Consider the following 15,087-nt stretch of genomic DNA (forward strand, 5'->3'; position numbering starts at 1 on the left):
AAATAATTTATGATTCCGCTTTCTTAAATAAATAAAAATTTTTCTTTTAGTTATGTGATGAAACCTGACAATAATTTGTAGGTCTCATCACAATCATATCACAAAAATTGAAATATTTGTTATTATAATTTATTTAATGTTTCTCCATTGCGTAACTTTTCTGCAATTTCGTCAATTTTCCGCAAACGGTGATTGATACCTGATTTGCTAATTCCACCAGTTACCATGTCACCCAATTCCTTTAAAGTAACATCCTGATACTCTACTCGTAGTTGAGCAATTTCCCGTAATTTACCAGGAAGTGCATCCAACCCAATCGTTTGATCAATAAACTTAATATTTTCTACCTGACGTATGGCAGCACCAATTGTTTTATTCAAATTTGCTGTTTCACAATTGACTAATCGATTAACAGAGTTTCGCATATCCCGAACAATCCGGACATCCTCAAAGCGTAGTAATGCACTATGCGCACCGATGATACTTAGAAAATCGGATATTTTTTCTGCCTCTTTTAAATACGTAATCCAGCCTTTTTTTCTTTCTAGCGTTTTACTATTTAATCCATAATTATTAAGCAGTTCACTTAGTGCTTCACAATGTTCCTTATACAAACTGAAGATTTCTAGATGATAGGAGGAGGTCTCCGGATTATTTACTGATCCTCCAGCTAAAAAGGCACCTCTTAAGTACGCACGTTTACAGCATTTCTTTTTTATGAGCTCCGTAGAAATTTGATTATTAAAACCAAACCCTTCTTCTAATATGTGAAGGTCTCGTAAAATTTCTTCGCTCTTTTCCGTAAGCCGTACAATGTATACATTATTTTTCTTCAAACGCATTTTCTTTCGCACTAGTAATTCAACACTGACTTGATAATTACTTTTCAATAGTGAATAAATTCTTCGGGCAATTGCTGCATTTTCTGTTTGAATATCGATTGTTAATCGTTGGTTTGAAAATGAGATAGAACCATTCATTCGAATTAAAGCTGATAATTCTGCTTTACTGCAACAATCTTTTGTTGGTAAAGTGGTTAATTCTTTTTTAATTTCCGAGGCAAATGACAACCCCTTCACCCCCATTTTCTACATTTCATCTACGTTCTTTTCTCATAAAAAGATTCATCTAATACAAGATTATAGATGATTTCTGAAAGTTTTTTTGTATCGTGGCGAATATATCCTTCATCATACGTAACAATTGTGTCAGAGATTACCTCTAAACCTAAATGAAGAAGATTCTCTTTATCAAAAACGACTGGTGAAGCATCTTCGCCTTTGTAACGCATTTTGATAGTTTCTGGAATTTGACCATCATTAATTATGATGCTTTGAAGAAACGGATAGCCAATATGATCATAGAGCGCCTTTACATGATCACTTGCAGTGAATCCGTTCGTTTCCCCTGCTTGGGTCATCAAATTACAGATATATACTTTTTTTGCTTTTGCCAATTGTACTTCTTTGCCAAGATCTGGTACTAATAAATTTGGTAAAATACTAGTATACAAACTTCCTGGCGCAATCACAATTAAATCTGCTTTTCTAATTGCTTTAATGGTATCTGGAAGTGCGCGAATATTTTCTGGTGTTAAAAACACCCGTTTGATTTCTTGCCCATATAATGGTATTTTCGACTCGCCTTCCACTACCGTTCCATCCTTCATTTCTGCATGTAGGACAACGCTTTGATTAGCAGAAGGCAGTACACGACCTTTCACATTAAGCACTCGACTTGTCTCATGTACTGCAAGTGCAAAGTTGCCCGTTATATTAGTCATTGCAGCTAATATTAAATTTCCTAAGGAATGCCCCGAAAGCTCCCCATCTGAATCGAACCGATGCTGGAACATTTCTTCTATTAATGGCTCTACCTCAGAAAGTGCTGCTAATACGTTGCGGATATCACCTGGTGGTGGAATTCGTAGATCTTCCCGTAGCCGACCAGAGCTGCCCCCATCATCTGCTACAGTAACAATCGCTGTTATATCAACTGGATATCGTTTAATCCCGCGCAGTAAAACCGGAAGCCCGGTTCCTCCTCCGATGACAACCACACTTGGTTGATTTTGTTTAGTCATGTTTATGAATCCTTTCCAATGCAATTTCTCGATGAGAAACTTGGACATGGTAATCATTGGCAAACTTTTTCCCGATATATTCTGCTATTGCAACAGAACGGTGCTGTCCACCGGTGCAACCAATCGCGAGAACAAGCTGGCTTTTCCCCTCTCGTTTGTACAATGGAAGCATGAAATGAAGTAAGTCCGTTAGTTTTTCTAAAAACTTTGTCGTGTCATTCCATTTCATTACATAGCTATATACTTCTGCATCTAAACCTGTTTGAGAACGCATATGCTCTATATAAAATGGATTTGGAAGAAAACGAACATCAAATACTAAGTCTGCATCAATTGGGATTCCATGCTTAAATCCAAAGGAAACTACATTCACTCGAAAAAGTTTCGCTTTACTGTTGGAAAATTCACTAGCAATTTTTTCACGAAGCTCCTTCGGTTTAATGTTCGAGGTATTGTAGATGGATTGCGCTCGCCCCTTTAATTCTTCTAACAGTTTCCGCTCCATATGAATACCTTCGAGTGGTAACCCAGAGGTAGCTAACGGATGGGATCGTCTTGTTTCTTTATATCTTCTTACCAATGTCGAATCATCAGCATCGAGGAATAGAATTTGAGGAATTATCCAAGAGGTTTCTTGTAAATCATCCAATACTTGAAAGAGCTGGTCAAAAAATTCTCTGCCACGCAAATCCATTACTAACGCAACTTTATTCATTTTCGTTCCGGATTCTTTCATCAATTCGAGAAATTTAGGTAACAACATTGGCGGTAAATTATCCACACAAAAGAAACCTAAATCTTCAAAGCTATGCATCGCAACCGTTTTTCCTGCACCAGACATCCCCGTAATAATTACCATTTGTAGCTCATTTGAATTTTCCATTATCCCCCACACCCTTCATTGTCTGAATCTTATTCCATTCGCTTTATATGTCAGTCGCTTTTCGTGTTTCGTCTAATTGATAGGATAGAAGTTGGAAATCCTCTGTATAAACAAATGTTCCAAAGGCTACATCTTTTCCTTGAACGGCATGTTCAATAATAAAACGATCGCCTTTTGCCATTGGAAGCTCCGATAAATCGTCCACAGAATGCCATTTTAGTATTCCCTCTTCTGTTATTTCTCGTTGGATTCCTTCGCCTTCTTCTGTTAGAAAAGTAAACATCATCCATTCGGAAATAATTTCGTTGTCTCTTTTTATCAGAAAGGTATAGATTCCTTTTAATTGTGGTTGATTGATATGGAGTCCTGTTTCTTCACGGTATTCACGGATGACAGATTCCTTGACTGTTTCTGTTGGTTCCATTTTCCCACCTGGGATGGCCCACCAGCCACGGCGCGGTTTCTGTAATAATAAAATCTGATTTTCTTTAAGAAAAATACAATTTGTTACGCGTTGCAAGCTAATTCACCTCTGTTTCTTTATCTCTGTCGCTTGCTATAAAATACGATTATTTCATACACTTAGCTGAAAATATCTAATGTAGTTTCTAGAGTTATCGTTTTGTTTCATCACATTGTCTTTCCTCTTAATTATACTATAGGAATATGATATCTCACAATGAGACCCACTTTGTTCTTTTGCCAATTTCAGGAGTTCTTGTCGTAAACAAGTATTTAATGAATTCCTTCGCAATGTGGTAGCCAGCACTTAGTATACTCTAAAAAAAGACGCAGGATAAACGATTCCTGCGTCACCAAAAATTATATATTAAAAGGGGGTCAATTTCTTATTCTTATCATACCCCAACTTTATTTCACTTTTGTTACAGCACGATTAAAGCGAAGTTACTTTTTATTTCTTTTTGTAAACCTTTACATAATTAGAGAATTATTTGTCTATTGTTCTGCAATTGTCAAAGATCAATTGCGCAGAATTTTGCTTACCAACAATGCTGTCTAGCTTTGGTAACTTACTGTAAATTTCACACAAGTTCGCTTTCACCATACGCCACATGTTCAATAAAAAAGCCCATTTTTTCTAAAAGAAAAAATGAGCATTTTATCGAATGCAGCCTGTTAATTTACTTCTGCTGCTTTTAGTTCTTCTATTAATTCTTCGACAAAATGTTGCGCGCTTTGGGCAGCGATGCTACCGTCTCCTGTAGCTGTTACAATTTGACGAAGTGTTTTTTCGCGAATGTCTCCAGCTGCAAAAATACCCGGAACTTTTGTTTCCATTCGATCATTTGTTACAATGTAGCCTGCTTCATTCGTAATTCCTAAGTTTTCAAATGGTTTCGATAGAGGAACCATTCCTACGTATACAAATACGCCGTCAGCCTTCATTTCTTTTTCTGTACCATCTACAGTTGATACAAGTGTAACACTGCTAACTTTTCCATCGGTACCGTTAATTTGTTTTACCGTATGATTCCAAATAAAGTCAATTTTTTCATTTGCAAATGCGCGATCCTGGAGTATTTTTTGCGCACGTAGTTCATCCCGACGATGCACAATTGTTACTTTGCTCGCAAATCTTGTTAAATACGCACCCTCTTCTACAGCAGAATCGCCGCCGCCAACTACGATAAGGTCACGTTCTTTAAAGAATGCACCGTCACAAACGGCACAATAGGAAACTCCGCGGCCACCAAGCTCTGCTTCGCCAGGAACGCCTAGTTTTTTATATTCTGCGCCAGTGGCAATAATAATCGCTCTTGCTTTAAATTCCTTTGAACCTGCTTTAATTACTTTGTATTCTTTACCATCAATAATCTCTTTAATATCGCCATATGCATATTCTGCACCGAATTTCTTCGCATGCTCAAACATTTTATTTGATAAATCCGGTCCAAGAATAGATTCATAACCAGGATAATTTTCCACATCTTCTGTATTTGCCATTTGTCCACCAGGAACACCACGTTCGATCATTAATGTCGAAAGGTTTGCACGAGATGTATATACAGCAGCTGTCATACCAGCTGGACCTGCACCAATGATAACTATATCGTAAATTTTTTCTTCTGCCATCTCTTTCACTCCTCATAACTGTTGGATACTAATTAGTATGCACTTCTAAGTCTTATGCTATAAAAGTTCTGTCCATACGTCTACTGTTATGCTCAGGTAACGTACAATTTATTGAATGGTGGAAGGGGTATGATTTCCTTTCCACGGTTCTTGCCCTTCTTTTTCCGGATGCATTTGCACAAGCTTTTTCCATACTTTTTCGGCTAATGCTTCTTTATTTACATAATAAGCAGCATAGGCAAACCAATAATAAAAGGACGCATCTAGTGTATTCGATAATCCAAGCAGCGTTTTTAACCATTTATATCCTTGCTCGTATTCGCCGATAAGGGCAAAAGTAACACCTAATTTATAGCGGTGATCTATTGAAATCGGGTGTACCTTTTCTAATGTCGTGACGAAAGACTGAATATTTAATCCTTCATAGTAGGAAAATACCGTCAAATTACACATCGCATGTAGGTTTCCTGGGTTCTTTTCTAATACATCTTGGACGATGGATTTTGCCTTTTCTTTAGCACCATTATAATAATACGCCAACGCGAGATTGTTATAAGCTGGCCAAAACTCAGGATAACCCTCCATAATGGTTTGTAGCAAAAGAATCGCTTCTGTGAAATTACCCTCTGCTAATAATTGACGGGCATGATCTTGTTTTTCAATCAGTTCCTCTTCATCCAGCAACGGCTCTTGTGGAAATAAATCATCTTCTAAATCATCATCCTCGAAGGAAATTACTTCCAATAACTCTAATGTATCATTAGCAAAATCTCCGTCAGGTGCGCGGTCTAAATACAATTTTGCTGAATGAATCGCGTCTTTATACTTACCCATATATGCATAATTATTTGCCAAAAAATAGTGACATTCATACATACCTTGGTCTAATTCTTTAATAATTTTATATAAAATCTGATTAGATTCATCATATTCTTCAAGCTCTGATAGCGTTATTGCTAGCTGGCAAGCAATGACTGGCTCACTCGGTTCTAATTGTAATGCTCTATTTAAGTATTTTTTCGCTAATAGAAAATCATTTCTTTGGAAGGCTTTAACACCTTTTGTAAAATAAAATTCACCATTCGGATAAAATGTTAATACATTTCCATGGGAACCATTTTCACTAATATTTTTACTCACATAAAATCCTCCAACTATCTTGTTGTCGATCGTTCAATACCAAATTCTTATTTTATCACAAGATAGTGCTTTAGGAAACAATTCCGAACATACAAAAACGGCGCTACTAAGTAGGCCGCATTGGTTTTCGACTTATAAACCTCATAATGGAAAATATTACTAGTATAATTCGTCTCAATTTTGAATGGCAGCATTTAGCTTTTTTTGATCCATTTCCTCTTTCGTATAAATTAACCGCATCGGATTTCCGCCAACAAAGCTTCCTGCAGGGACATCTTTATGAACAAGTGTACCGGCGGAAACGATCGCACCATCGCCAATTTCAACACCTGGCAAAATAGTAGAATTGGCTCCAATCATTACTTCACTACCAATTTTCACATCCCCGAGTCGATATTCGGTAATCAAATATTCATGAGCTAAAATGGTAGTGTTGTAGCCAATTACTGTATTTTTTCCGACACTAATTTTTTCTGGAAACATAATATCAAGCATGACCATTAACGCAAAAGAGGTTTGTTCCCCTACCTGCATTTTCAATAGCTTGCGATACATCCAATTTTTCACCGACAGTAGTGGTGTATAACGCGCTAATTGAATAACAATGAAGTTTTTTACCACCTTTAAAAATGGCACGGTTTTATACACATGCCATAAGGAATTCGCTCCTTCTACTGGGTACCGTTCTGTCTTTCGCATTTTATTCAACTCCGACAATTGTCAATAACTCTTTCATATTATCGATTAGAAAATCTGGATTATGCTTTTCTATATATTCTTTTCCTTTAATCGACCATGATACACCAACTGATTTCACTCCTGCATTTTTTGCAGCTAATATATCATGATGGGAATCCCCTACCATCATAGCTTTTTCCGGCGTTGAATTTAATAATTCAAGCGCTTTATAAATCGGTTCGGGATCTGGCTTCGCATTCGTAATATCATCAAGTCCCACAATTTCAGAAAAGAACGGCTTCAAATTTGTTACCTCTAAGCCTTTTATTGCCGTATCCTTCATTTTCGTCGTTACAACTGCTAGTTTATAGCCTCTTTCATACAGGTACTTTAATGTTTCATATACTCCGTCAAATTCTTGAATCAATTCATCATGTTTTTCCAAATTATATGTTCGATAATATTCCCGCATTTCTTCTGCCTTTTCCGGTAAAACAGAGTGGAACGTGTCCTCTAATGTTGGTCCAATAAAAGGAATACAATCTTCCCGACGATATTGGTTCGGAGCATATGTATCAAACGTATGAAGAAAGGACTGAATAATTAATTCATAAGTATTTACTAATGTTCCATCTAAATCAAATAATATTGTATCAATATTTTCCTTCAAGTGAGACTTCCTTTCTTCGAATGCTTTCCGATCGATTCCATACGCGGGCAATCACAAATGTTAAAATGATTGCCGTACAAAGACGAATCAGTAATAATGGCAGCACTGGAATGCCTAGCGGAACAAATATTAAAGTATCCTCTACTACGGCATGACAAGCGATTAAAAAGATAAAAGCTAGCGTTGCATCCTTCCGCGTTACACCTTCTTCTTTTACCGCTTGGATTAATACTCCTGCCCCATATGCTAAGCCTAACACAAGACCGACTGTCATTGTTAATGCTGTATTTTCCTTCATTCCTAACATTCTAGTAATTGGATGCATCCACTTCGTAATGAAGTCTAGCCATTTTAAATCTTTTAAAAATTGGATACCGATCATTAATGGAATGACGATAATCGCCAATTGCACGACACCTAATAATGCCCTCTGTAAGCCATCCATAAAAATTGCAACTACCCCAGTCGGTGTTGTGTTACTGGTAGAAATTAATCCATATTGAGCAAGCTCTGCCCCACCATTCCAACACAAATTCACTAGCAATGCCGCAATCATCGCTAATCCGATACGAACAGTCAATATTACCCAAAGTTTCACACCTGATTTCATTGCAACACTTGATTCAATTAATAAATTATGGGAGAAGGATAGCATGATTGCAATGATAAAAACCTCTTTAACTGATAAGTCTAAGGTTAAAATCGCTCCAATCCCAGCATATAAGTTTAATAGATTTCCTAACACCAATGGAATTGCTGCATCTCCAGATAATCCAAACACATTCATTAAAGGAGCAATCTTATCAATGATCCATGGCAATACTGGTGAATGCTGCAATAGTGCAACTATTAATGTCACTGGAAAAATAACTTTTCCTAATGTCCATGTTGTCTTAAGACCAGAGAGTGCACCATTTTTTAATGAATTCATAAACATATATTGCCATCCCTCAGCTTTCCATATTTTGTCATCGGACAGTCTAGTCTAAATAATTCGGAACTTGTTTATTTCTTCTTCGGAAAATAATAAGTAAAATACTTACTAAAATAAGCGTAACGGATACTAATTGTGCAATGCGAATATCAAACAGCATTAAACTGTCCGTACGTAATCCTTCAACAAAAAATCTACCAATTGAATACCAAATCGCATACGAAAGGAAAATTTCCCCTGTCCGTAAGTTTGCTTTTCGAAGCAATAATAGAATGATGAAGCCAACAACATTCCAGATGGATTCATATAAAAATGTCGGATGATAAAAAACTCCATCAATGTACATTTGATTAATTATAAACTCTGGTAAATGAAGATTTTCCAAAAACTGTCTAGAAACTTCGTCACCATGTGCCTCTTGGTTCATAAAGTTTCCCCAACGACCGATTGCCTGCGCAATAATAATACTTGGTGCTGCAATATCTGCTAATTTCCAAAACGAGATATTTCTTTTCCGGCAAAAAATAATCGCTACTACCACGGCTCCAATAAGTGCACCATGGATTGCAATTCCACCTTCCCAAATCGCAAAAATTTTACTTGGATATACGGAATAATATTTCCATTCGAAAAGAACATAATAAATTCTTGCGCAAATAATCGAGATTGGGACTGCCCAAATAAGTAAATCGGCAAATGTTTCATCTGGCAATCCTCTACGCTTCGCCTCCCGAGTAGCTAAAATAAACGCCAACGCTATCCCTAGTGCAATAAATATTCCATACCAGCGAATAGATAGTGGTCCCAGTTCTAATGCTACTGGATTTAACGGCTGAATAGTATATAACATTCCAACGACTCCTTACAATAGTATGTATAAATTTTTTTATAATCAATACCGATAAGCTTAGATAAGCTGTAGTTCTTGCAAGATGATTGTATTTTTTAGGAAAAGGTTTGGCCACTTCTAGAAAAAGTAGTGATTAGTACTGAAATATGTGTGGGTATTTCCTAAAAAAGGAGCAGCGGTTCCGGAAAAGCACTTGATTATTACTAACCACTGCAAAGATCTCCTATTTTAAGCTTTTTCTAACTTAATCATCGTCACCTTCGCGAATTGTTTCTGATAATTTTGTTGTAAATTGTTGTGCTGCGTTTACACCCATTCGTTTTAGACGGAAGTTCATTGCAGCAACCTCGATGATAACTGCTAAGTTTCGGCCCGGACGGACTGGAACTGTTAATCTTGGGATAACGGAATCAAAAATTTTCATTTTCTCTTCATCTAGCCCTAATCGATCATATTGCTTTGCGGCATCCCAAATTTCAAGGTTAATACATAGTGTAATCCGTTTATAGGAACGAACTGCACCCGCTCCAAATAATGTCATCACATTGATAATTCCTAATCCACGAATCTCCAGTAAATGTTCGATTAAATCTGGTGCATTTCCAACTAAAGAATCTTGGTCCTCTTGGCGAATTTCAACACAATCGTCGGCAACTAGACGATGACCTCTTTTTACAAGCTCCAGTGCAGTCTCACTTTTTCCAACACCGCTTTTACCTGTAATTAAAACACCGACACCATACACATCTACAAGCACTCCATGTACTGCTGTTGTTGGTGCAAGCTTTAACTCTAAGTAATTAGTCAGTTGGCTTAATAATTTTGATGTCTTCATAGTAGAGCGCATTACAGGAACTGCTTCTCTTTCCGATGCCTCAATTAATTCTTCAGGCACTGTCATTCCTCTAGTAATGATAATTCCAGGGGTGATATCGGTACATAATCTTTCCATCCGTACCTTTTGGTCTACTTCATTTAACATTCCAAAAAATGTTAATTCTGTTTTTCCTAGCAATTGAAGACGTTCTTCTGGATAATATTCAAAAAAACCAGCCATTTCTAGACCTGGTCTCGAAATATCACTTGTTGTTATTGGACGATCAATTCCTTCTTCCCCACTAATCAACTCTAATTTGAACTTGTTTATAATATCTTTTACGGTTACTTTTGACATGCTAATCCTTACCTCACTCTCAGTCATATACATAGGATGGTTCCGGTAATATTTTTACTAATAATCAAACAATTGTAAGCGAGCTTTCATAAGTCCCATTTTATCATTTTTTCGAATGAAACCAAATAATTAATTTACTACCTTTCCGCGTTTTCATCCTACTTTACAATTTTTTTTCGTAAATATAAAGATTACCTGTCAAAATGGCAAGCATGAAACCAATGGATTTAAAGTTGGATTACTTCAAAAAAGCTTGAGAGAAAATTCCTCAAGCTTAATCTTATTACTACTCTTTATTGTAATGGTTGGACAAAGACAGATCCCGTTTTAGAGTCAGCTAATAAAAATAACCGTTTCTCCGTAGCAGTATGCTTTTCAAATTTTAATAGCTTTTGAATAATATCATTCTTTTCTTCTTTTCTATGAATATCATCCAATTCTACGTGGACATTACCAACAATAGATTTAAGCTCGCCACGAATGGCCAATTCATTGGATATACGGACATAAATACTTCCTGTAGCACTTTGAAGACGGATCGTATCCGGATTTTCGTTTGTTACCGTACTATTAATTGTGCCACCGATTGTTTGAACATGGAGATTTTCATAGGATCCCTCGACAGTTACTTTTCCGTTCAATGTTTCGACTTCTAATGTTTTGAAGATACCATTTGTAACGGTAATTTCTCCATTTGCTGTTTCTACTTCACCTTTGATACCCTCCACACCTTCAAGCTTAATTTTTCCATTTGCTGTTTTTAGGTCTACATCCTTCACTTGAAAATCCTCCACTGTGATGGAGCCATTGAACAGCTTCATTTCTAAATTTTCATATTCATGCTTAGGGACAAATATCTTTGCATTGACATTGATGAATTTATCTTTTGAACGGTAAATAAGTGTATGATTGCTTGTTTGAAAGTCAGTCTCCTTAAGAAATCTTTCCTTTCCTAATCCCGGGTCCTCTTCCCGATACACTTTTGCGTCACATTCTATTCGAACATCCTCATGGTCCCATGTGTATAGCTGCACATTACCGTTTGGAACATCGATAAAAATTTGCTTCATTTCCTCAATATTTTTTTGAAAGACATGGGTAACTTGAACAGAATGATGGAAGTCTAAATCCAAATCTTTTATTTTCTTCATTGCGGTATCAAAAAGGTTCAGTAGTTTATCCTTTGTAGATTGGCTGGAGTAGGAGCTATTGGTGTAGGTTTTCTGCTCTTCTGTATCTGATTCCGATTGCTTTTGTTCAAATTGGACAATTGGTGATAGTTCCTTTTCGATTTGCTTTTCTTTTTGTTCCTTTGCTTCATTAATATTCTCTAGTGCATCAAGTAAGGTTTCTGCTTCATCAATGGTGATTTTTCCATTTTTAACCATTTCTAAAATTCTTGCGCGTTCCTCTTTCAATATCCACACCCCTAATCATTTTTATAAAAGCTGTTTTTCGATAAGTCGCTGTACAGACAAAATCCAAAGAAGCACTGGATTTGACTGCTACTGTAATCGAAATCAGCTATCTTATATTGTAAACACCTTCTAATTTATATGTTACGCTTCATTCTATTTACACAGCTAATTATTAACTTATACGGTTTGCCGGTTCAAAGGTTTCATCGATTGAGGTATATTTTGTTTTTTAAAAAAAGACACACAAGAGTTCTGCTGTTTTCTTGTGTGTCTAGTTCTTCTAATAATTTATGATTGAACGGTTTGTTTTTCTTTTATTAGCTGTTCCATTCGTTGACGATCTCGTTCTAAAATTCGTTTTAAATAATATCCGGTATAGGATTTTTCAGATTTTGCGATTTGCTCAGGAGTACCTTTCGCAATGACGGTACCCCCGCCGACTCCACCTTCTGGTCCTAAATCAACAATGTAATCGGCTGTTTTTATTACATCTAGATTATGTTCGATCACTACTACTGTATCACCACTTTCCACAAGTCGCTGTAATACCTCCAATAGTCTAGCGATATCATCAACATGGAGACCAGTGGTTGGTTCATCTAAAATATAAAGGGTACGTCCATTGGAACGTCTATGTAGCTCAGATGCTAATTTGACACGCTGAGCCTCTCCTCCAGATAATGTCGTTGCTGGCTGCCCCATTTTCATATATCCTAAACCAACATCGTAAATCGTCTGGATTTTCCGTTTAATTTTCGGGATGTTTTCAAAAAATTCTAATGCATCCTCTACGGTCATATCGAGGACATCAGATATATTTTTTCCTTTATATTTTACTTCTAAAGTTTCCCGATTATAACGTTTGCCATGACAAACCTCACATGGAACATACACATCTGGTAGGAAATGCATTTCAATTTTTATAATACCATCGCCACGGCAAGCTTCACATCGCCCGCCTTTTACATTAAAGCTAAATCTACCTTTTTTATATCCACGAATTTTTGCTTCATTTGTTGCAGCAAACACATCGCGAATATCATCAAAAACACCAGTATATGTTGCTGGATTAGATCGAGGTGTTCTGCCAATTGGTGATTGGTCAATATCGATTACCTTTTCTAAGTAATCAATCCCTTTAATATCTTTATGTTCACCTGGCTTTACCTTTGCATGATGCAGCTTCTGTGCCAATGATTTATATAGTATTTCATTTACTAACGTACTTTTCCCTGAACCAGAAACACCTGTTACTGCAATAAAAGTACCAAGTGGAAGCTTTACGTTAATATTTTTTAAATTATTTTCTTTCCCGCCAACTACTTCAAGGAAATTCCCATTCCCTTTTTTCCGTTTTTGTGGTAACGGGATGAATTTTTTCCCCGATAAATATTGACCCGTTAATGAGTTCGGATCTTTCATTACCTCAGCCGGAGTTCCAGCAGACACGATTTGTCCGCCATGGACACCAGCTCCAGGTCCAACATCTATTAAATAATCTGCTTCCATCATCGTATCTTCATCATGCTCTACGACAATTAACGTATTTCCGATATCACGCATATGTTTCATTGTATCTAGCAGCTTATCGTTGTCGCGTTGATGAAGTCCTATCGAAGGCTCATCTAAAATATAGAGTACACCTGTTAGCTGGGAGCCAATTTGCGTTGCTAAGCGAATCCGTTGTGCTTCTCCTCCAGATAATGTTCCAGCAGCACGACTTAATGTTAAATAATCTAGCCCGACATTGACTAAGAAGCCAAGTCTCTCATTAATTTCTCGTAAGATTAGTCTTGCAATATTGATTTCTTTTTCAGTAAGCTCAAGTCCTGCAAAAAACGTTAATGCATCCTTAATTGAACGTTCCGTCACTTCACTAATATGCAGTCCATTTACCTTTACTGCTAAGCTTTCTGGTTTTAAACGATATCCTTTACATGTAGGGCAATCCGTTTGCGTCATATATTTTTCCATTTGTTCCTTCACATAGTCCGAACTGGACTCGTGATAACGTCTAGCTACATTTCGCAATACGCCCTCAAATTCAACATAATTTTCACGAACTTGGCCGAAATCATTTTCATAACGAAAATAAATTTCTTCTCCATCCGATCCGTAAAGAATTTTATCGAGTAAGTGCTTCGGTAAATTTTTCACTGGTACATCCATGTCTATATCATAATGCTTACATACCGATTCCAATAACTGTGGATAGTATTGGGAGCTTACTGGTTCCCAAGGAGCAATTGCATGCTCTCTCAACGTTAAGTCCGGATTTGGGATGACCAAATCGACATCCACTATTTGCTTAGAGCCAATCCCATCACATTCTGGGCATGCACCAAATGGGCTATTAAAGGAAAACATTCTTGGTTCTAATTCGCCAATGGAAAAACCACAATAAGGACATGCATGTAATTCACTAAATAAAAGTTCTGTTTGTCCAATAACATCTATAATAACGCGGCCTTCTCCTAATTTTAGCGCTGCTTCTAACGAATCGGTTAGGCGCGCTGCAATTCCTTCTTTGATAACAACCCGATCGATGACAATATCAAGGGAATGTTTTTTATTTTTATCTAAATCTATTTCATCGGTTAACTCAAACATCTCGCCATCTATTCGAACCCGGACATAGCCTTCTTTTTTAATGTTTTCTAAAATTTTCGTATGTGTTCCCTTTCGACCTGAAACTACTGGTGCCAAAACTTGTAGTCTTGTGCGATCCGGGAGTTCTAAAATCCGGTCCACCATTTGCTCAATCGTTTGCGAGGTAATCTCAATGCCATGATTTGGACAAATCGGTCTACCAATTCGTGCAAAAAGTAAACGTAAATAGTCATAAACCTCTGTCACAGTACCAACCGTTGACCGTGGGTTTTTGCTCGTTGTTTTTTGATCTATCGAAATCGCTGGAGAAAGTCCTTCAATGGAATCGACATCAGGTTTATCCATTTGCCCGAGAAATTGGCGAGCGTAGGCAGATAAAGACTCCACATAGCGACGCTGACCTTCTGCATAAATAGTATCAAAGGCTAATGAAGACTTTCCTGAACCAGATAGTCCAGTAAGTACGACCATTTGATCTCTCGGAATATCAATATCAATATTTTTTAAATTATTTGTTCGTGCACCTCGTACAATTATTCGATCCTTCATCTAT

General features: G+C 36.9%; 13 protein-coding genes. All 13 read right to left on the reverse strand.

Going from position 1 to position 15,087, the window contains the following annotated elements:
• Window positions 1-122: 122 nt before the first annotated feature.
• Window positions 123-1,070, reverse strand: a complete 948-nt coding sequence (gene whiA / locus OEV98_RS05075; protein ID WP_263072129.1) for a DNA-binding protein WhiA — start codon at window positions 1,068-1,070, stop codon at window positions 123-125.
• 29 nt (window positions 1,071-1,099) lie between these two features.
• The gene (locus OEV98_RS05080) at window positions 1,100-2,083 is read right to left on the reverse strand and encodes a gluconeogenesis factor YvcK family protein (protein ID WP_263072130.1); all 984 of its coding nucleotides are present in this window, start codon (window positions 2,081-2,083) and stop codon (window positions 1,100-1,102) included.
• Window positions 2,076-2,966 (reverse strand): RNase adapter RapZ, encoded by an 891-nt coding sequence (rapZ, locus tag OEV98_RS05085; RefSeq protein WP_263072131.1) that lies wholly within the window; start codon window positions 2,964-2,966, stop codon window positions 2,076-2,078. The genes OEV98_RS05080 and rapZ overlap by 8 nt, the downstream gene beginning before the upstream one ends.
• A gap of 43 nt (window positions 2,967-3,009) precedes the next feature.
• Window positions 3,010-3,486 (reverse strand): NUDIX hydrolase, encoded by a 477-nt coding sequence (locus OEV98_RS05090; RefSeq protein ID WP_263072132.1) that lies wholly within the window; start codon window positions 3,484-3,486, stop codon window positions 3,010-3,012.
• 617 nt (window positions 3,487-4,103) lie between these two features.
• Window positions 4,104-5,060, reverse strand: coding sequence for a thioredoxin-disulfide reductase (gene trxB, locus OEV98_RS05095; RefSeq protein WP_263072133.1), 957 nt, complete (start codon window positions 5,058-5,060; stop codon window positions 4,104-4,106).
• Window positions 5,061-5,168: 108 nt separating this feature from the next.
• Window positions 5,169-6,200 carry a tetratricopeptide repeat protein gene (locus tag OEV98_RS05100; protein WP_263072134.1) on the reverse strand — a complete coding sequence of 344 codons (1,032 nt, stop codon included), beginning with the start codon at window positions 6,198-6,200 and terminating at the stop codon, window positions 5,169-5,171.
• Between the two features lie 174 nt (window positions 6,201-6,374).
• Entirely contained in the window at window positions 6,375-6,899 is a 525-nt protein-coding gene (locus OEV98_RS05105) for an acyltransferase (protein WP_263072136.1), read from the reverse strand.
• Between the two features lies 1 nt (window position 6,900).
• On the reverse strand, window positions 6,901-7,548 hold the full coding sequence (gene ppaX, locus OEV98_RS05110; RefSeq protein ID WP_263072137.1) for a pyrophosphatase PpaX: 648 nt from the start codon (window positions 7,546-7,548) through the stop codon (window positions 6,901-6,903).
• The gene (locus tag OEV98_RS05115; protein ID WP_263072138.1) at window positions 7,532-8,485 is read right to left on the reverse strand and encodes a nucleoside recognition domain-containing protein; all 954 of its coding nucleotides are present in this window, start codon (window positions 8,483-8,485) and stop codon (window positions 7,532-7,534) included. Before OEV98_RS05115 ends, ppaX begins: the two co-directional genes overlap by 17 nt.
• A 43-nt stretch (window positions 8,486-8,528) precedes the next feature.
• Entirely contained in the window at window positions 8,529-9,332 is an 804-nt protein-coding gene (gene lgt / locus OEV98_RS05120; protein ID WP_263072139.1) for a prolipoprotein diacylglyceryl transferase, read from the reverse strand.
• A gap of 244 nt (window positions 9,333-9,576) precedes the next feature.
• Window positions 9,577-10,506 (reverse strand): HPr(Ser) kinase/phosphatase, encoded by a 930-nt coding sequence (hprK, locus tag OEV98_RS05125; RefSeq protein ID WP_263072140.1) that lies wholly within the window; start codon window positions 10,504-10,506, stop codon window positions 9,577-9,579.
• Between the two features lie 293 nt (window positions 10,507-10,799).
• Window positions 10,800-11,924, reverse strand: a complete 1,125-nt coding sequence (locus OEV98_RS05130) for a DUF4097 family beta strand repeat-containing protein (protein ID WP_263072141.1) — start codon at window positions 11,922-11,924, stop codon at window positions 10,800-10,802.
• A 288-nt stretch (window positions 11,925-12,212) separates the two neighbouring features.
• Window positions 12,213-15,083, reverse strand: a complete 2,871-nt coding sequence (gene uvrA / locus OEV98_RS05135) for an excinuclease ABC subunit UvrA (protein ID WP_263072142.1) — start codon at window positions 15,081-15,083, stop codon at window positions 12,213-12,215.
• Between the last annotated feature and the right edge of the window lie 4 nt (window positions 15,084-15,087).

The sequence above is a fragment of the Perspicuibacillus lycopersici genome (assembly GCF_025660475.1).
Taxonomy (GTDB): domain Bacteria; phylum Bacillota; class Bacilli; order Bacillales; family Caldibacillaceae; genus Perspicuibacillus; species Perspicuibacillus lycopersici.